The sequence below is a fragment of the Amycolatopsis sp. CFH S0740 genome (assembly GCF_004522315.1).
In the GTDB taxonomy this organism is placed as follows: domain Bacteria; phylum Actinomycetota; class Actinomycetes; order Mycobacteriales; family Pseudonocardiaceae; genus Amycolatopsis; species Amycolatopsis nivea.
Map to the genome: position 1 here is coordinate 511,234 of NZ_SDLS01000002.1, position 17,536 is coordinate 528,769.

18 protein-coding genes are annotated in these 17,536 nt (G+C 68.1%); 12 read left to right on the forward strand and 6 right to left on the reverse strand.

The genetic code is table 11. From position 1 onward, the window contains the following. The first annotated feature begins 753 nt into the window (after positions 1-753). Together EIZ45_RS46710 and phoU are read left to right on the forward strand one after the other, a co-directional pair. Positions 754-3,093, forward strand: a complete 2,340-nt coding sequence (locus tag EIZ45_RS46710) for an LCP family protein (protein WP_240692027.1) — start codon at positions 754-756, stop codon at positions 3,091-3,093. Between the two features lie 84 nt (positions 3,094-3,177). Continuing rightward, positions 3,178-3,852: a phosphate signaling complex protein PhoU gene (gene phoU / locus EIZ45_RS05735; RefSeq protein WP_037808604.1), complete on the forward strand. Its 675-nt coding sequence runs from the start codon at positions 3,178-3,180 to the stop codon at positions 3,850-3,852. Between the two features lie 114 nt (positions 3,853-3,966). On the opposite strand, the gene pstB is transcribed toward phoU, so the two are convergent. The 6 genes from pstB to EIZ45_RS05765 all read right to left on the reverse strand — a co-directional run bounded on the left by pstB (position 3,967) and on the right by EIZ45_RS05765 (position 9,796). Further along, entirely contained in the window at positions 3,967-4,743 is a 777-nt protein-coding gene (pstB, locus tag EIZ45_RS05740) for a phosphate ABC transporter ATP-binding protein PstB (protein WP_009084706.1), read from the reverse strand. Between the two features lie 3 nt (positions 4,744-4,746). After that, positions 4,747-5,661, reverse strand: coding sequence for a phosphate ABC transporter permease PstA (pstA, locus tag EIZ45_RS05745; RefSeq protein WP_037808607.1), 915 nt, complete (start codon positions 5,659-5,661; stop codon positions 4,747-4,749). A gap of 2 nt (positions 5,662-5,663) precedes the next feature. Continuing rightward, entirely contained in the window at positions 5,664-6,584 is a 921-nt protein-coding gene (gene pstC / locus EIZ45_RS05750; RefSeq protein ID WP_037808608.1) for a phosphate ABC transporter permease subunit PstC, read from the reverse strand. A gap of 188 nt (positions 6,585-6,772) precedes the next feature. Next, on the reverse strand, positions 6,773-7,903 hold the full coding sequence (gene pstS / locus EIZ45_RS05755) for a phosphate ABC transporter substrate-binding protein PstS (RefSeq protein ID WP_134662109.1): 1,131 nt from the start codon (positions 7,901-7,903) through the stop codon (positions 6,773-6,775). 239 nt (positions 7,904-8,142) lie between these two features. Then, entirely contained in the window at positions 8,143-9,042 is a 900-nt protein-coding gene (gene mshD / locus EIZ45_RS05760; RefSeq protein ID WP_134662110.1) for a mycothiol synthase, read from the reverse strand. A 22-nt stretch (positions 9,043-9,064) separates the two neighbouring features. Then, positions 9,065-9,796 carry a response regulator transcription factor gene (locus EIZ45_RS05765; protein WP_037809366.1) on the reverse strand — a complete coding sequence of 244 codons (732 nt, stop codon included), beginning with the start codon at positions 9,794-9,796 and terminating at the stop codon, positions 9,065-9,067. Between the two features lie 174 nt (positions 9,797-9,970). On the opposite strand from EIZ45_RS05765, the gene EIZ45_RS05770 reads away from it, so the two are divergent. From EIZ45_RS05770 to EIZ45_RS05815, 10 genes are all read left to right on the forward strand, one after another. After that, positions 9,971-10,873 carry a DUF2993 domain-containing protein gene (locus EIZ45_RS05770; protein WP_158691452.1) on the forward strand — a complete coding sequence of 301 codons (903 nt, stop codon included), beginning with the start codon at positions 9,971-9,973 and terminating at the stop codon, positions 10,871-10,873. A 5-nt stretch (positions 10,874-10,878) separates the two neighbouring features. Continuing rightward, a complete protein-coding gene (locus EIZ45_RS05775; protein ID WP_134662111.1) occupies positions 10,879-11,313 on the forward strand; it encodes a thioredoxin family protein in 435 nt (144 codons plus the stop codon). A 560-nt stretch (positions 11,314-11,873) separates the two neighbouring features. Then, positions 11,874-12,308, forward strand: coding sequence for a DUF4395 domain-containing protein (locus EIZ45_RS05780; RefSeq protein ID WP_037808616.1), 435 nt, complete (start codon positions 11,874-11,876; stop codon positions 12,306-12,308). A 29-nt stretch (positions 12,309-12,337) separates the two neighbouring features. Continuing rightward, positions 12,338-13,174, forward strand: coding sequence for a sulfurtransferase (locus EIZ45_RS05785; protein ID WP_134662112.1), 837 nt, complete (start codon positions 12,338-12,340; stop codon positions 13,172-13,174). Beyond that, complete coding sequence (locus EIZ45_RS05790) at positions 13,174-13,479, forward strand: DUF1416 domain-containing protein (RefSeq protein ID WP_037808620.1); 306 nt, start codon at positions 13,174-13,176, stop codon at positions 13,477-13,479. The genes EIZ45_RS05785 and EIZ45_RS05790 overlap by 1 nt, the downstream gene beginning before the upstream one ends. 100 nt (positions 13,480-13,579) lie before the next feature. Continuing rightward, positions 13,580-14,914, forward strand: a complete 1,335-nt coding sequence (locus EIZ45_RS05795) for an MFS transporter (RefSeq protein WP_134662113.1) — start codon at positions 13,580-13,582, stop codon at positions 14,912-14,914. Positions 14,915-15,043: 129 nt separating this feature from the next. Further along, positions 15,044-15,655, forward strand: a complete 612-nt coding sequence (locus EIZ45_RS05800) for an FABP family protein (RefSeq protein ID WP_037808622.1) — start codon at positions 15,044-15,046, stop codon at positions 15,653-15,655. Between the two features lie 16 nt (positions 15,656-15,671). After that, complete coding sequence (locus EIZ45_RS05805) at positions 15,672-16,274, forward strand: allophanate hydrolase subunit 1 (RefSeq protein WP_134662114.1); 603 nt, start codon at positions 15,672-15,674, stop codon at positions 16,272-16,274. After that, positions 16,274-17,125: a biotin-dependent carboxyltransferase family protein gene (locus EIZ45_RS05810; protein ID WP_134662115.1), complete on the forward strand. Its 852-nt coding sequence runs from the start codon at positions 16,274-16,276 to the stop codon at positions 17,123-17,125. The genes EIZ45_RS05805 and EIZ45_RS05810 overlap by 1 nt, the downstream gene beginning before the upstream one ends. Before the next feature lie 2 nt (positions 17,126-17,127). After that, the gene (locus EIZ45_RS05815) at positions 17,128-17,529 is read left to right on the forward strand and encodes a hypothetical protein (RefSeq protein ID WP_134662116.1); all 402 of its coding nucleotides are present in this window, start codon (positions 17,128-17,130) and stop codon (positions 17,527-17,529) included. Positions 17,530-17,536 lie beyond the last annotated feature (7 nt).

Consider the following 17,536-nt stretch of genomic DNA (forward strand, 5'->3'; position numbering starts at 1 on the left):
CGCGGTGGCCAGGAGGCCGAGGACGTAGCTGGCCGTCGCGGGGGGCCCGGCGGGTCTCCGGCGATGGGGGCTGGTGGGCCTGAAGCTTCGGCGGTGGAATCGCACGGTTGGGCGGGCGAACCGCGGGTGCGTCGTGCGGTCGAGTTTGGGCAGGGGCCGGTAGGCGGGCAGCCTGGGAGTGCCGAGGGTGTCTCTCCGGAACTGGAGGCGCGGCCGCGGCGTCGGCGGGCGGACGGGCTTCCGCCTCGGCCTCGGCAAGGGGGCGGCGTTCCGGTTTCGCCGGAGCCGCCTGGGCCTCGGCGTCCGCACGGTGCGGAGAGCGCTCCTGGGCGGGCTGAAGCGGACGGGCTGCGCGGGCCGGACTCGCCTGGGCTGGAATTGGACGGGCCTGATTCCGCTGGGCCTGCAGCGCAGCGGAGGTCCGTCGAGCAAGGGCGGCGGATAACTGATTCGGCGGCGCTTCCGATCGAACCCGACGGGCAGCGAGCGCCGGGGCAGGACTCTGGCGGGCATCGGGTGCCTGGGCCGGAATCGGGCGGGCCGCGAAGGCCTGGTCCGCCGAGGCGACGGGCGGCTGGGCCTGAAGCCGCCGGACTGCCGATGGCTGGGCCTGAGGCGGCGCTGCCGATCGAGCCTGACGGGCCGCGCGCGACTGGGCAGGATTCCGGTGGGCACCGCGTGCCGGGGCCGAACACGCCTCGTCGACGGGTGGCGGGTCCTGGACCGGCTGGGCGGCGACCCGACCTCGACGGAGTGCCTGGCGGGGCGGAACCCGAGGACGAACTTGAGCGGACGCAGCTAAGTCCGGCGCTTGAGCCGGATCGGGTGCGGGGCAAGCAGGCTGAGCCTGGGCGCAACGGACAGGCTCCGCGGCGTGGGCGAGGTGGCGCGCCCGACGGGCCGGGGTTGGTTGCGGCTCAGGGGCTTGAGCAGACCCAGCTCAGCCCTGCGCTGGACGGTGACGACGCCGGTTCCGGACGTTCGCGTCGGCCGGAACGTCCGCGGCGCGGGCCTGCGCCGGATGGTGGCCGGAGCGCGGCTCAGGGGGCTGAGCGGACTCAGCTCGGCCCGGTGCCGGATGGTGGTCGGAACGCAGCGCAGGGCCTTGAGCGGACTCAGCTCAGCCCCGCGCTGGACGGCGGCCGCGTCGCAGCGCTAGAGGGCGGCCGGAACGCAGCACAGGGTCTGGAACGAACTCAACTCAACCCCGCGCTGGACGGTGGCCGCAGCACAGCCCAAGGCCCGGAACGAACCCAGCTCAACCCGGCCCGCGACGGTCGCGGCGCAGGAGCACAAGGTCCTCAGCAAGAGGGCGTCCGAAACAAAGCCCAAGACCCCGAACGAACCCAACTCAGCCCCGCCCTCGACGGTGACCTGGACAACGAACGTCCGCAGCGCGGCCGTCCCCGTCGCCGACCCGTGCAGAATGGTCGGCCGCAGGGTGGTCCGGAGGTCGAGCGGACCCAGCTCAGCCCAGCCGTAGACGGAAAGCAGCCGCTCGCAGCGGATCGGACGCAGTTCACTCCGGTAAACGGGATCGGGCTCGGCACCGTAGCGGCCGAGGGCGCCGAGCAGACGCAGCTCAGTCCGGCGGCGAAACCCGCCGTTGATCCGGAGCGTACTCAGCTGAGCCAGGCCGTCGAGGGGCCGAATGGCAAGCGGCCTCGGCGGACCCCGGCTCGGCCGGCCGCGGCGGTTCGGGCCGAGATGGATCCGCTCACCATGACCGACGAGATGGAGGCGATCGACGAGGCGACTCAGTACCGTCGCAAGATCGATCACAGTCTCGCTCGGTTCTCCGCCGCGCATGATGACGCTGCCGCTGAAGAAGCGAAGCGTCGGGAGCGGCGGGAGCGGCTCACTACCCGGTCGATGGCTTTGTTCGAGCAGACTCGGACTGCGTTGCAGCGGGTGGTATTGCTCGACAAGGAAGAGGAAGAAGAGCAGCCTGCTGAAAAGCCGGAGCAAACTCGGCTTCAGGAGAAGAAGCAGCGGCATACCGCGCGCAACGTCCGGATCGGGCGGATTGCGTTGATCGTGGTTGTCGCGCTCATCTTCATCGGCACAGGCGTCGCGTGGGGTGCGGTTACCTGGTTTGACGCCAAATTCGCTCAGGTGTCCGCGCTGGACGAAAACTCCTCAGACATCCAGAACGCCGACGCGCAGGCCAACGACGAGAACTTCCTCATGGTCGGCTCCGATTCCCGCGACGGCGCATCGTCTGAAGAAAATGTCGGGGACGCGTCCAATATCCCGGGCGCGCGGTCGGACACGGTGATGGTGGCGCACGTTCCCGCGGACCGGAAGCGGGTCGTGGTCGTTTCGTTCCCGCGAGACCTGGAAATCGACCGGCCGGATTGCAACCGGTGGGATCCGGCGAAATCGCAGACTACCGACGAGGTCGTGCGCGAGCAGAAGATCGCAAAGCTCAATACTGCCTACGCGGTCGGCGGCCCGCAATGCATGACGAAGGTGATCCAGAAAATCACCGGGCTGCGGATCAACCACTTCGTCGGCATCGATTTCAACGGGTTCAAGGAAATGGTCGACGCGGTGCACGGGGTGACCGTGCACAACGAGAAACCGATCGTCGACACCACGCTCGGCAAGGTGCTGCTCGAAACCGGCGACGTGACCATTACCGGCGACCAGGCGCTGAGTTACGTGCGTGCCCGGCACGTCGTCGGCGACCCGACGTCCGACTACGGCCGGATCAAGCGGCAGCAGGCGTTCATTGGGGCACTGCTGAAGAAAGTCATGTCTTCGGATGTCGTGCTGGATCCCGGGAAACTGTCCGGCTTCATCACCGCGTTCGCGCACGCCACGTTCGGTGACAACCTCGGCGTGCAGCAGATGATGACGCTCGCGCAATCGATGCGCGGGCTCGATCCAGCCAACATCAACTTCCTGACCGTGCCCACCGTCGGCCTGCCGAACAAGCGCGGCAACGAAGTTCTGGTCCAGGAAAAGACCAAGAGCCTCTTCGACGCGTTGCGCGACAACACTCCGCTGCCGGGCAACCAGCCCGCCGGAACCGCGGCCAGCGCGCCGCCCGCGAACGCCGGTTCCGGCAAAACCGCCAACACCGGCTGAGCACTCCGGATTCGTTAGACGGGGTTCATACGCGGTTCACCCAGCGATGCGGTATTCGGACAGTCCACGTCGTAGGGTGTGGTCATGCGTGAGGCCTACCATGTCGAACTCGATCAGCTCGCCGAAAACCTGGCCGCGATGTCGGTCCAGGTTGCCGACGCCATGGAGCGGGCCACCAAAGCACTGCTGGAGGTCGACCTCGGCCTCGCCGAGCAGGTGATCAGCGACGACGCGAAGGTCGACGACGCGCGCGCCGAATGCGAGGAGCAGGCGTACGCGCTGCTGGCGCTGCAGGCCCCGGTCGCGACCGATCTGCGCACCGTGCTCGCCGCCATCCACGCGGCGGAAAGCCTGGAGCGCATGGGAGATCTCGCCCTGCACGTCGCCAAGGCCGCCCGCCGCCGCCACCCTGATCCGGTGCTGCCGGAGGCGGTCAAGCCCTACTTCGCCGAGATGGGCCGGGCCGCGGTGAAGCTCGCCCGCCAGGTCGAGGCGATCATCAAGACCAAGGACGTGTCCGCGGCCAAGGACCTCGAGGCCGAGGACGACCAGGTCGACGACCTGCACCGGCACCTGTTCACCGTGCTGATGGACCGCGAATGGCCGCACGGCGTCGCCTCCGCGGTCGACGTCACGCTGCTCGGCCGCTTCTACGAGCGCTACGCCGACCACGCGGTGTCCGTCGCCAAGCGGATGATTTTCGTGGTCACCGGCCGGATGCCCGGCTACGGCACCGACGACGAAGACCTGACCATCTGAGACACCACAGCGAAACCGCCGCCCGGCCGTACCAGCGGGGCGGCGGTTTTTTAGTGCGCGGAAAACAAAACGGCCGCCCTGGCCGGAAAACCAGGGCGGCCGTCCACAGTGGAATCAGCCGAAGCGGCCCGAGATGTAGTCCTCGGTGGCCTTCTCGTCCGGGTTGGAGAAGATCTTCTCCGTGTCGTTCAGCTCGATCAGCCGGCCGGGCTGGCCGACGCCGGCCAGGTTGAAGAACGCGGTCTGGTCCGAAACCCGCGCCGCCTGCTGCATGTTGTGCGTCACGATGACGATCGTGTAGTCCTTCTTCAGCTCGCCAATCAGGTCCTCGATCGCGAGCGTCGAGATCGGGTCCAGCGCCGAGCAGGGCTCGTCCATCAGCAGCACGTCCGGCTGCACCGCGATCGCCCGCGCGATGCAGAGCCGCTGCTGCTGACCGCCGGAAAGGCCGCCGCCCGGCTTGTTCAGCCGGTCCTTGACCTCGTTCCACAGGTTCGCGCCGCGCAGCGCGCGCTCGGCGACCTCGTCGAGCTGCTTGCGGCTCTTCACCCCGCCGAGGCGGAGCCCGGCCACCACATTGTCCTTAATGGACATCGTGGGGAACGGGTTCGGCCGCTGGAACACCATGCCGATGGTGCGGCGCACCTGCACCGGGTCCACCGCCGACGCGTAGATGTCCTCCCCGTCCAGCAGCACCTGGCCGTCGACGCGCGCGCCGGGAATGACCTCGTGCATCCGGTTCAGCGTGCGCAGCACGGTCGACTTGCCGCAACCCGACGGTCCGATGAACGCGGTCACGTTCCGCGGCGGGACGTTCAGCGTGACGCTGTCCACCGCGTGGAACTTGCCGTAGTAGATGTCCAGGTCTTTGACGTCGATTCGCTTGGCCATGACTCACTTCTTCTTCGGGGCGACGATGCGGGAAAGGACCGTGGCGAGCAGGTTGATCACGGCGATGATGAGCACCAGGGTCAGCGCGGCTCCCCAGATCCGGTCGAAGCCGACGCTGCCGGGGTCCATCGAGTTGGTGGCGCGTTCGTTGTTCATCACCAACGGAAGCGACGCCTGCTCCCCGCTGAAGATGTTCCAGTTGACGTAGGACGTGTACCCGACGAGCACCAGCAGCGGCGCGGTTTCGCCCATCACGCGGGCGAGCGCCATCATGATGCCGCCGAGAATGCCCGACAGCGCGGTCGGAAGCACGATCTTCATGATCGTCTTCCACTTCGGAACGCCCAGCGCGTAAGAGGCTTCGCGCAGGTCGTCCGGCACGATCCGCAGCATTTCCTCCGCGGAGCGCACGACCACCGGGATCATCAGCAGCACCAAGGCGAGCGACACCGCGAACCCGCTGCGCGGCAGGCCGAGCGTGGTGACCCACAGCGCGTAAATGAACAGCGCGGCCACAATGGACGGAACACCGGAGAGGATGTCCACCATGAACGTGGTGGCCTTGGCCAGCTTGCCGCGGCCGTACTCGACGAGGTAAATCGCGACCAGCAGGCCGATCGGCACCGAGATGACCGCGCACACCAGGCCCTGAAGCAGGGTGCCGATGATCGCGTGCAGCACGCCGCCGCCGACCTCGTCGCCGAGCACCGAACCGAAGTCCTGGCCCCACCAGTTGGTGTACGGGATCCGCTTGATCCCGTTGGCGATCACCGTGTACAGCACCCACACCAGCGGGATCACGGCGATCAGGAACGACAGCCACACCAGCACGGTGGCCACGCCGTTCTTGACCTTGCGGACCGCGCTCACCTGCTGGAAAGCCGGTGTCGTCGCGGGTCGTTCGAGGGTGGTCGACACGGTCACTCCCCCTTCTTGCCGACGATCGAGCGGGCGGCGAAGTTGACCAGGAACGTCAGCACGAACAGCACCAGGCCGGCCGCGATGTAGGCGCCGGCCGAGGTCGGGTTGTTGAACTCGCTGTAGTTCTGGGCGATCTTCGACGCGAACGTCGCGCCGCCGTCGAAGAGGCTCCAGTCGAAGTTGCGCCCCTGCGGGATCAGCAGAATCACCGCCAGCGCAATGGTTTCACCGAGCGCGCGGCCGAGACCGAGCATCGACGCGCCGACGAAACCGGCCTTGCCGAACGGCAGCACCGTGGTTCGGATGACCTCCCAGCGCGTCGCCCCGAGCGCGAGCGCGCCCTCGACCTGCGCGGTCGGCGTGCGCTCGAAAACCTCGCGGGTCAGCGACGTGATGATCGGCAGGATCATCACCGCCAGCACGATTCCGGCGGTGAAAATGGTGCCGCGCACGTTCGGCGCGATGTTGCCCGGCGCGAAAATCGGAATCCACGAGAAGGTGCTGTTGACCCACTCGGAAAACGGTTCGATCGCGGGCGCGAACACGAGAATGCCCCACAGGCCGAAAATGATCGACGGCACCGCGGCGAGCAGATCCACGACGTAGGCGAACGGCCGGGCCAGCTTCGCGGGCGCGTACTGGGTGAGGAACAGCGCGATGCCCAGCGAGATCGGCATCGCGATGATCAGCGCCACCAGCGAGGTCGCCACGGTGACCTCGGCGAGGTCGGCGATGCCGAACGCCATGTTCGCCGGGTCGTTCGTCGACCACCCGTGGTTGAACAGGAAGTTGACCTTGTCCGCCTTCAGCGCCGGAATCGCCTGGACGACCAGGAAAATCCCGATCAAGGCGATCAGGGCGACGACGAAGATCCCGGCCCCGGTGGTCAGGTTCTGGAAGATGCGGTCACCGGCTCGCACCTTCGTCGGCTTCTTCCGCGCGGGCGGCGCTTCCGGCGCCGGCGCGGGTGGCTTGTCCGAAATCGGATCCTCCGGGAACGCTCGGGCGGACGACGAACGCCCACCGGGGTCGCCGGTGGGCGTTCGCGTCGAGGATTGGTCGCTCATCGACAGTCTCTAGTCAGCCTTCGTACCAGCTAGGTAGTCGCTCAGGAAATTTCCTTGACGGCCTTCAGCACCTTGTCCTGGAGGCTCTGCGGGATCGGCACGTAGCCCTTCGCCGACAGCGGCTGCTGGCCCTCGGTGGCGGCCACCGTCAGGAACGCCTTGACGGCCTTCGCGACGTCCGGGTTCGAGTACTTGGAGCACACGATCTCGTACGTGGTCAGCAGCAGCGGGTAGGCGCCCGGCACGTTGCTGGAGTAGATGCCGTTGAGGTCCATCGCCAGGTCGTTGGTGCCCGGGTGGTAGAACTTCGCGGCGTCCAGCGACTTGGCCACGTTCTGCGCGTTCAGCTCGACGCCGCCGGAGCCGCTGTCGATCTTGGCCGGGGTGACGCCGTCCTTGGCGAACGCGCTCTCCACGTAGGTGATCGAGCCGTCGGCGCCCTTGACGGTGCTCGCGACACCGTTCGAGCCCTGCGCACCGTTGCCGACGCCGCCGTTGAACTTCTTGCCCGCACCCTCGGTCCAGACGTCCTTGGCAGCCGCGCCGAGGTACTTCTGGAAGTTGTCGGTGGTGCCCGACTCCTCCGAGCGGGAGACGACCTGGATCGGCTTGTCCGGCAGGTTCAGGCTCTCGTTGCCCTTGACCGCCTTGATGGCCGGGTCGTTCCAGTTCTTGATGCCGCCGTTGAAGATCTTGGCGATGACCTGCGGGGTCAGCGTCAGGTTGTCCACGCCGGACAGGTGGTAGCCGACCGCGATCGGGCCGACGACCAGCGGGATGTTCAGCGCGGGCGAACCGCAGCGCTTGGTGGCGGCCTCGAGGTCGGCGTCCTTGATCGGCGAGTCCGAACCGCCGAAGTCGACCTGGTTGGCGTTGAACTGCTTGACGCCCGCGCCGGAGCCGGTGCCGTTGTAGTTCACCTTCTGGCCGTTGCACTTCTTGTTGTAGGCCTGGTTGAACACCTCGATGGCGTTCTTCTGGGCCGTCGAGCCCTCAGCGGAAAGCGGGCTCTTGCCCCCGCAGTCGACCTGGGCGGTTCCGGTGGCGGCGGGAGCGGCGGAGTTCGAGCCCGAGCCGCTGCTCGACGCCGAAGGGTCGGAGCCACAAGCGGCGAGGACGAGCGCGGCGCTCGCCACGATGCCGACGGCACCCAGGGGCCGCATGATCTTCACTGCATTTCCTCCACTCGGAGATGTGCCTTTTTGAATCCGGTCGGGATTGGCGGCGAGTGAGCCGCACCGGAACCGGACACTAGGCAGCCTCGGTGGACGGGCGTCCTTGGTTGCATGAACGGCAGGTGAACAAGTCACCGTTTGTGAGCAGGACTACTACCCCGAACGGGTGCCGTGGCCTGCTCGTGACCTGCCAGTACGCAGAAAGTAACACGGGTCACCGGTCGGGTCGACCGTGATCACTCACCGTACTGAACGTCGGTCTCGAAACGCTGGAACCCCAGCTTGTTGTACACAGCCAAAGCCGCGGCGTTGTCGCCCTCGACGTAGAGGATTACCCTCGGTAGTCCCCGAGAGCGCAGGTAGCGGAGTCCGGCCAAGGTCAGCGCCTTGCCGAGCCCACTACCCTGAGTAGCAGGATCGACGCCGACCACGTAGACCTCCCCGACCGGGTCTCCGTCGAACCGGCCGGGCACCGGGTCGTGCACCTTCGTCCAGTGGAAGCCGACGACCTCGCCGTTCTCGTTCTCCGCGAGGAAGAAGCCCGCCGGGTCGAACCAGGCCTGGAGTTCCTCGGCGCGCACCTCGGCGGCGGTCAGCGCGCCCTGTTCCGGATGCCAGTCGAACGCGCGCGCGTTGACCGCGACCATCGCGTCCTCGTCCTGCCCGGGAACGAAGGTGCGCAGCCGGAAACCGTTGCGCAGCACCGGTTCCGGCCAATCCGCATCGGCAACGTCGACGTGCAGGATCAACAGTTCGCGCTGCCTGCCAAGGCCGAGTTTCGCCGCGATCGCCGCCGCACCGGGGTGATCGCCGTGTGCCCACACGCGCAAACCCTTGTCGGCGCGCTCGACTACCGCCTGCGCGAGCGCGGTGCCGACGCCACGACGCCGGAAATCCGGGTGCACGAAAAGCTCCGCGACCTGATGGCCGTGGGAATCGCCTTCGGTGTCAAGGTGGACGTATCCCGCGGGCGCGCCGTCGAAGCGGGCGAGAAGATGCAGTCCGCCTTCGAATTCGCGCGGCAACGGTCCGGCCGGGTCGACCTCGGGACGTCCGTCAGTCGCTTTGACCGCGAGCAGCACTTCGCGCACCGCGTCGTCGGGATCGGTCGTCCAGTCGCCAAGGTCGATAGCCACAAACCGACCTTACCGGCGAATGTCAGCGGGAGGTCAGCTCCGAAGCATCGGCCGGAACGGCGACAACCGGCTTCGCACCCTTCGCCGGCCGCTCGAACTTGTAGCCGACGTTTCGCACAGTGCCGATCATCTGCTCGTGCTCGGGACCGAGCTTCGCGCGAAGCCGCCGTACGTGGACATCGACCGTGCGCGTGCCGCCGAAGAAGTCGTAACCCCACACTTCCTGCAGCAGCTGCGCGCGAGTGAACACGCGACCAGCGTGCTGGGCGAGGTACTTGAGGAGCTCGAACTCCTTGTACGTCAGCTCAAGCGTGCGACGGCGCAGCTTCGCCGTGTACGTCGCTTCGTCAATGACAAGGTCGCCTACGCGCAGTTCGGCGTCTGCCTGCAGGCCGATGCCGTCGCGAGTGGTAGCCAGCCGCAGCCGTGCATCGACCTCCGCGGGACCAGCGGTGGGCAGCAGGATGTCGTCCGTGCGCCATTCGGCGTTGACCGCGACCAGACCGCCTTCGCCGACCACCGCGATGACCGGCGTGCCCGATTCGTCCTCCGCGCCCTTCAACAGACGACACAGGCTCTTCGCGGACGCGAGGTCGCTGCGCGCGTCGAGAAGGATGACGTCCCGGTGACCCGCGTCGAGAAGGGCCGTCACTTCCGGCTCGCGTACGCGTACGGTGTGCGGCAGCAGGTCCAGCGCAGGTAGTACGGAGGTAGCGTCGAGTTCCCCCGTCAGCACCAGCAGGTCCAAGCTCATGATCCGCACCGCCTTCAGATTCGTCGCCTCGAACGTGGCGTCGGTCGGTGCTAAGTGAGAATAGCGGGTGAACACCCCGGCACCTAGCTCGTGCTGGATCGATCACACCTGGTCTAACGGCCGGAGCGTGACCCGCACCACGACGAAATCCACCCGAACAGGAGAACCGAGGCGATGGCGAGCAGGCCCGTGACCCGGGACGACCGACCGGCCCCTAACCCCGGCGGCGGCCGCCGCGGCAGGCGCGTGCGGCGGTGGCTCATCGTGCTGGGAGTGCTGGTGCTCCTGCTGGTCGGTGCGGATTTCGGAGCGGCGGCCTTCGCCGAGCACACGATCTCGCAGAAGGCCCGCGCACAGCTCGGGCTGAGCGACGATCCGTCGGTCACCATCCACGGCTTCCCGTTCACCGTGCAGGCGCTCTCCGGTGACTACAGTCACATCACCGTTTCCGCGGACGGCGTGCCGGTCGGCAGCGAACTGCGCGACCTGCGCGTGAGCGCCGAACTCGAGGACGTCATCGCGCCGCTGTCGGACCTCACGTCCGGCAACACCAAGGCGGTGAAGATCGGCAAGCTCACCGGCGCGGTGACGATCAAGGCGTCCGACCTCGCCCGGGTCTCGCCGCTGAACAAGATCCAGAACCTGAAGATCGAGCAGTCGACCCAGGCGTACGTGAAGTACGGCGACACCGAACAGGGCAAGCAGCCGGACCCGACGCCGACCAACGCCGACGGCGAACCGGCCGACGGCACCAGCGCGGGCGTGCGGATCTCCGGCGACGTGCAGGTGGCCGGGCAGAAGGTGGAGATCTTCTGCTTCGCGCTGATCCAGCTCAAGGAGAAGACGATCTCGATCGTGCCTTACCGGTTGCAGTTCGGGAATGACCAGAGCACCACGATCGTTCCGGAAGCTGTGCAGAAAGCTCTGCTGCCGAACTTCCGGGCCAGCATTTCGACGACCCGGCTGCCGCTGTCGGTCACCCCGACCGCGGTCCGCGTGGACAGCGGTTCGGTGACCATCAAGGGCGAAGCGCACGACGTGAACTTCGCCGACCTGTCCACCAACCACGGAGGCTGATCCCGGTGACCGGAGTGTGGGTGCTGCTGGCGACGCTGGTCGTCGCGACGGCCGCTGGCCTGGTCCTGCGCGCCCGCAACGGCCGGATCCGCGCGGCCAAACCGGCGGCGCAGACCCGGACGCTCCCCACTCCGGTCTCCGAGGCCCTTGATCCGCAATCCGCCGTCACCCTGGTGCAGATCTCCACCACGTTCTGCACCCCGTGCCGGCACACGCGGGCGATTCTCTCGTCGCTCGCGGAGAAGACCGACGGCCTGCACCACGTCGACCTGGACGTCACCGAACGTCCCGAGGTCGCGCAGGCATTGTCGGTGCTCAGCACGCCGACCACGCTCGCGCTGGACCCGGAAGGCCGGGAACTGCTGCGCGTGGGCGGCGTGCCCAAGGGCCCGGAGCTGCTGGAAGCGCTCCGCCCGCACCTCGCCGCCGCTACGCGCTGACCTCCGCCTGGCTGCCGCGCCGCGCCCCCGCATCGCTGAATCGCCCCCAATGTGGCATTGGGTGCTCCATCCATGCCCCCGCCGCCGCCCTCAACGGAGACGCTGCGCGCCGCTGGCTCATTCAACGCACCCAATGTGGCGTTCGGTGCGTCCCACGCACCCAAAGTGGCGTTCGGCCCGTCCAGCGCAACCAATGCGGCGTTCGGTGCGTCCAGCGCACCCAATGCGGCGTTCGGTGCATCTGACGCACCCAATGCCACATTGGGGAAGCGCCCGGCCCCGCGGTCCGCGGCGGTTGATTCTCAGGATCCGGACCTCGTCCCAAGGAATGAACATGGTTCCGGGAGCGAGCGAGCCTGGGTACCCTCCCCCTGTGGACGAGCTGCCCATCACCCTCCTGACGCAGCGCCGCGCGGTCGATTTCTGCCGCGTGCGCAGCAGCTTGTGTCTGCCGTTCTCCGGTCGGCGCTGAAGCACGTCTCGCGCCGTCTCGCAGCTCTGCCCGTCTTCGCCGCGTGCGCTCGCACGCCCTTCCCCTCGCACCTGAGCAGGAGGAACCCATGTCCGCCGGACCGGCCGTAGACCCGCGAGGTCCCAGGTTCGCCGCGATCGTGACAACGGTGGTGCTCGCCGTCGTGCTGATCACGCAGTGGTGGCCGTTGCTCGCACTGCAGACCGTGGTCTTCGCGATCGGTGCGTTCGTCGGGCTCAAGCCCGCGCCGTACTCGGTGCTGTACCGGCTCGCGATCGCGCCGCGGCTCGGGCCGCCGACCGAACGCGAGGACGCCGCCCCGCTGCGGTTCGCGCAGGCGGTCGGGTTCGTGTTCGCGCTCGTCGGCACGATCGGCTTCGCGGCCGGAGTGACGCCGCTCGGTGTCGTCGCGACCGCGTTCGCGCTCTTCGCCGCGTTCCTCAACGCGGCGTTCAACTACTGCCTCGGGTGCCAGATGTACCTGCTGATCAAGCGTTTCAGCCCCGCGCGGGCGTCCTCGTAAACCCCAACCAAGAAAGAGAGCCAGCTTCCATGAGCCGAGAAGACGTCCTGGTCACCACCCAGTGGGCCGAGGAAAACCTGGACACCCCGGGCGTGGTGTTCGCCGAGGTCGACGAGGACACGACCGCCTACGACAACGGGCACATCCGCGGCGCGGTGAAGCTCGACTGGCGCAACGACCTCCAGGACGGCGTCCGCCGCGACTTCGTCAACAAGGAGGGCTTCGAGAAGCTCCTGTCGGAGAAGGGCATCTCGAACGACGACCGCGTGATCCTCTACGGCGGCAACAACAACTGGTTCGCCGCCTACGCGTACTGGTACTTCAAGCTCTACGGCCACGAGAACGTGCAGCTGCTCGACGGCGGCCGCAAGAAGTGGGAGCTCGACGGCCGCGAGCTGAACTCCGACGAGGTCAAGCGCGAGGCTACCAACTACAAGGCCAAGGAGCAGGACCTGTCGCTGCGCGCCTTCCGCGACGAGGTCGTCCAGTCGATCGGCTCGAAGAACTACATCGACGTGCGCTCGCCGGACGAGTTCTCCGGCAAGCTGCTCGCCCCGGCGCACCTGCCGCAGGAGCAGTCGCAGGTGCCGGGTCACATCCCGGGCGCGCTGAACGTGCCGTGGGCGAAGGTCGCCAACGAGGACGGCACCTTCAAGTCCGAGCAGGAGATCAAGGACCTCTACGCCGAGGCGGGCTACGACGAGGGCAAGCCGACCATCGCGTACTGCCGCATCGGCGAGCGTTCGTCGATCGCCTGGTTCGCCCTGCACGAGCTGCTCGGCCAGGAAGACGTGAAGAACTACGACGGTTCGTGGACGGAATACGGTTCGCTGGTCGGCGTTCCGGTCGAGTTGGGAGCTAAGTGATGGCAGACGGCTGCAGCGCACCGGCACAGGTCGCGACCCCGGCGGACTTCGACACCAACGGCCAGGTTGTCCTGGCGGGCAAGGTCACCGGCACCGAGGGACCGGTCGGCGGCGCGTTCGTCCGGCTGCTCGACGGCGGCGGCGACTTCGCCGGCGAGGTCGTGTCCTCGGCGGACGGCGACTTCCGGTTTTACGCGGCCGAGGGTTCCTGGACGGTGCGCGCACTGCACCGCACGGGCAACGGCGAGGCCAACGTCACCGCGGAAGGCCCTGGCCTGCACCAGCTGGCCATTTCGGTTGCCTGACAACGCTTTTCCGCAGGAGGGCCCCTCGGTTTCCGAGGGGCCCTTCCTCGTGTCCGGGACGCTTGACCTCAAGTCGGCTTGAGGACCCAAGCTCGCGAGTGTGTCCGAAACGAAAACCATTACGCGGAGCCCGCTGCTGGCCACCGCCGTGTTCCTCGGCAGCTTCATGGCGTTGCTCGACGCGAGCGTCGTGAGTGTCGCGCTGCCGACCATCCAACGCGAGCTGCACGCTGAATTCACTGACCTGCAATGGATTGTGGACGGGTACACCGTCGCGCTCGCCGCGTTGATGCTCACCGGCGGCACGCTCGGCGACCGGTACGGCCGCAAGCGGATCTACCTCGGCGGGCTCGCCGTGTTCACGCTCGCCTCGCTGGGCTGCGGCCTCGCCCCGACGCTCACGCTTCTCGTCGCCGCGCGCGTCGTGCAAGGCGCGGCGGCCGCGGCGGTCATCCCGGGCGGCATCGCGCTCCTGGCGCACGCGTATCCAGAGCCGCGCGAACGGGCCCGGATGCTGGGGGCGTGGGGCGGTGTGGCCGGATGCGCGCTGGTCATCGGCCCGCTTATCGGCGGACCGATCACCGACGCGCTCGGCTGGCCCACGATCTTCCTGATCAACCTGCCGATCGGGATCGTCGCAGTGCTCGCCGGTCGCCGGGGTCTCGACGAATCGTCCGATCCGGCGCACGGCGCGCTGGATCTGCTCGGGCAACTGCTCGGCGCGTTGTGGATCGGGGCGTTCACCTACGCCGTGATCGCGTCCGACGCGGTGGTCGCGATGGTCGGCGCGCTGGGCCTGGTCGCGTTCATCGTCGTGGAACTGCGCGCCCCGCATCCGATGCTGCCGATCCGGCTGTTCGGCAAGTTCCGGTTCGCCGCTTCGATCTTCACCTCGTTCGTCCTCGGTTTTGCCTGCTACCCGCTGCCGGTGCTGATCGCTGTTTACCTGCAGCAGGCGTGGGGCAGCACCGCCTCGACGACAGGGGTGCAGATGCTGCCGTACGTCGTCGCCAACGCTGTTCTCGCGTTCTTCTCCGGACGGTTCGCCGGCCGGTTCACCGCGGAACGCGTGCTGCCGATCGGTCTCGCCATCACCGCGGCGGGAAGTTTCGCCTTCCTGCTGGCTGCCCCGACGAGTCCGTATTGGCTGCTCAGCGTGCCGCTGACGCTGTCCGGCGTCGGGCTCGGCCTGAGCATCACCCCGACGAACGTCGTCGGTCTCGCCGGGCTTCCGGTGCAGCGCACGGGCACCGCGGCCGGCACGGTGAACGCCGCGCGACAGGTCGGGATGGCGCTCGGCGTGGCCGCGCTCGGGGCGCTTCTCGATCACGGGAGCACGCTCACGACCGGGCTGCGGACCGCGATGGCGGTGGCTGGCTCGGCGCTGCTGGCGGTGACCGTCCTCACCGCCGCGACCCTGCGCAGCGCTAGATGAGCCGGGGCGGACTATTGTCCTCGCTGTGGAGACCTTGTTTACGACCCTGTTGATCATCGCGGGCATCGCCACCGTGTGGTTCGCGGTCTACGTCGTCTACCGGCTGTACGCCGACCAGCGCTGATCAGCATGACGAGTGGCGACGAAGCCATCGCAGCAGCCGAGGAGCGGGCCGCCAGCACGCGCGACCGCAACCTGCCGTTGTGGGACGACCTGCCGATCCCGAACGACACGGCGAACCTGCGCGAGGGCCCGAACCTGAACGACGCGTGCCTCGCTCTGCTGCCGCTCGTCGGCGTCTGGCGCGGCGAGGGCGAGATCGACTACCCGACGATCGACGGGCCGATCAAGTTCGCCCAGCAGCTGACCGTCTCCCACGACGGCCGCCCGTTCCTGTTCCACGAGGCGCGCTCGTGGCTGCTGAACGAGGACGGCAGCGTGCTGCGGCCCGCCGCCCGCGAAACCGGGTTCTGGCGGCCGCAGGAGGACGACACCATCGAGCTGCTGCTCACGCACAGCTCCGGCATCGTCGAGCTGTACTACGGCAAGCCGCGCAGCCAGACGTCCTGGGAGCTCGGCACCGACGCGGTCATCCGCACCGCGACGGCCAAGGAGGTCACCGGTGCGCAGCGGCTGTACGGCCTGGTGAACGGCGACCTCGGGTACGTCGAGGAGCGCGCGATGGTCGGCCAGGAAATGCAGCCGCACGCCTCCGCGCTGCTGCGCCGCGTGGTGGGCTGAGGCTCCGGGAGACGCCGTGCGCTGGCGGCGGTACGGCGAACACGCCGCCCTGCTCGACTGCGCCTCGCTCGAGGAGATGAGCGCGGCCCGGGCGACCCTCACCGAAGCCGCGCTCGACGGCGTCGAGGAGATCGTGCCCGGGGCCCGCACCCTGCTCGTGGTCGCGTCCACGGGGGCGCTGGAAGCCGCGCGTTCCTTGCTGGCTTCGGCCGATCTGGACCATCCGCCTGCCGGGGACGGCCGCGAAGTCGTTTTGGACGTGCAGTACTCCGGCGAGGACCTCGCGCTGGTCGCTGAGGACGCAGGGCTCAGCGTGGACGAGGCCATCGCTCTCCACACCAGCGCGGTCTACACGGTCGCGTTCACGGGTTTCGCGCCCGGTTTCGGTTATCTCGCCGGGCTTCCCGCTGAACTCCAGCAGCCGCGGCTCAGCTCGCCGCGCACCCGCGTCCCCGCTGGCTCGGTGGCTATCGCCGACGAGTACACCGGCGTCTATCCCCGGGAATCCCCTGGTGGCTGGCGGTTGATCGGGCACACCGAGGCGACGCTTTTCGATCCTTCCGCCGAGCAACCGGCGCTGTTCACGCCCGGTCTCCGGGTGCGGTTCCGGAGCGTGTGATGCGCGCGCTGGAGATCGTCTCGCCCGGTTCGCTGGCTTTGGTGCAAGACCTCGGCCGTCCTGGTTACGCACATCTGGGCGTCCCACCGTCGGGTGCTCTTGACGTCGCCGCGCTACGGCTCGGCAACCGACTGGTCGGCAATCCCGAGGACGCCGCCGGGATCGAAACCCTGCTGGGCGGGTTCACCGTCCGGGCGACCGCTTCGTGCACCGCCGCAGTGACCGGACCGCCGGTCGAGGTGTCCGTGGACGGACGGGAAACCGGCTCGCACACGCCGATTCCGTTGCGGCCAGGCCAAGAACTGACGATCGGCCGACCTGCTACCGGTCTGCGCTGCTACCTGACGGTGTCCGGCGGCATCGCGGTGGCGCCGGTGTTGGGAAGCCGGTCGACTGATGTCCTATCTGGACTCGGCCCGTCGCCGCTGGAAGCTGGCACTACGGTCCCGCTCGGCCCTGTCACCGGTGTCCCGTCCGGTGCGGACGTGGTCGCCGCCTCGCCCGCGCCGCCCGACTTGACGGTGCGAGTTTTGCTTGGCCCGCGCGACGACTGGTTCGCCGACGCGGCGAGCGCACTCAACGCACAGTGGACGGTTACTGAGGAATCCAACCGAGTGGGGGTCCGCCTGGACGGGCCGCCGCTACGTCGAGTGTCCACTTCGGAGTTGCCGAGCGAGGGCGTGCTGACCGGCGCGATTCAGGTCCCGCCGAACGGATTGCCGCTGGTCTTCCTCGCCGATCACCCGACCACGGGCGGTTATCCGGTGATCGCGGTCGTGAGACGGAAGTCACTCGGAGCACTCGCTCAAGCACGCCCCGGAACCTCGGTGCGGTTCCAAGCGTCCTTGTGAGCGTGGAACGGGTAACGATCACCGGCGGCGCGGGTTTCCTGGAGCTGAACACCGGAGGACGGGCGGAGCTGCCGCAGTCGCTGCGCATCGCGCTCGCGACCGGTCAGGTGCGCCTCCCGCTGGCGGAAACCCTCCGCGAACTGCTGGCGTTGCTTGTCGACGGCCAGTACCGGGTCAGCGGCCCGCAACGCTTCGAGGCGGTGGATCTGATCCCGGCAAGCGACTGGCCGGCCGACGACGATGCCCGGGTCACGTACTACCGCACGGCAATCCGCTCGGGACACCGGCCGGTGGCGGTGGTTTTGTCCGGTACGCGGCCATTGCTGGTGGACGGGCACCACAAGATCAGCGCATATCGGGCGGAGGGGGTCACACCGTCGGTGGTGCTGATCAGCGGGTCGTGAATGGCTG

Coding starts and splice junctions, on each gene's coding strand:
- EIZ45_RS05770 (WP_158691452.1), top strand. CDS start 9,971: ATGGCGAGCAGGCCCGTGACCCGGGACGACCGACCGGCCCCTAACCCC.
- phoU (WP_037808604.1), top strand. CDS start 3,178: ATGCGTGAGGCCTACCATGTCGAACTCGATCAGCTCGCCGAAAACCTG.
- EIZ45_RS05765 (WP_037809366.1), bottom strand. CDS start 9,796: ATGAGCTTGGACCTGCTGGTGCTGACGGGGGAACTCGACGCTACCTCC.
- EIZ45_RS05790 (WP_037808620.1), top strand. CDS start 13,174: ATGGCAGACGGCTGCAGCGCACCGGCACAGGTCGCGACCCCGGCGGAC.
- EIZ45_RS05785 (WP_134662112.1), top strand. CDS start 12,338: ATGAGCCGAGAAGACGTCCTGGTCACCACCCAGTGGGCCGAGGAAAAC.
- EIZ45_RS05780 (WP_037808616.1), top strand. CDS start 11,874: ATGTCCGCCGGACCGGCCGTAGACCCGCGAGGTCCCAGGTTCGCCGCG.
- EIZ45_RS05800 (WP_037808622.1), top strand. CDS start 15,044: ATGACGAGTGGCGACGAAGCCATCGCAGCAGCCGAGGAGCGGGCCGCC.
- EIZ45_RS05810 (WP_134662115.1), top strand. CDS start 16,274: ATGCGCGCGCTGGAGATCGTCTCGCCCGGTTCGCTGGCTTTGGTGCAA.
- pstB (WP_009084706.1), bottom strand. CDS start 4,743: ATGGCCAAGCGAATCGACGTCAAAGACCTGGACATCTACTACGGCAAG.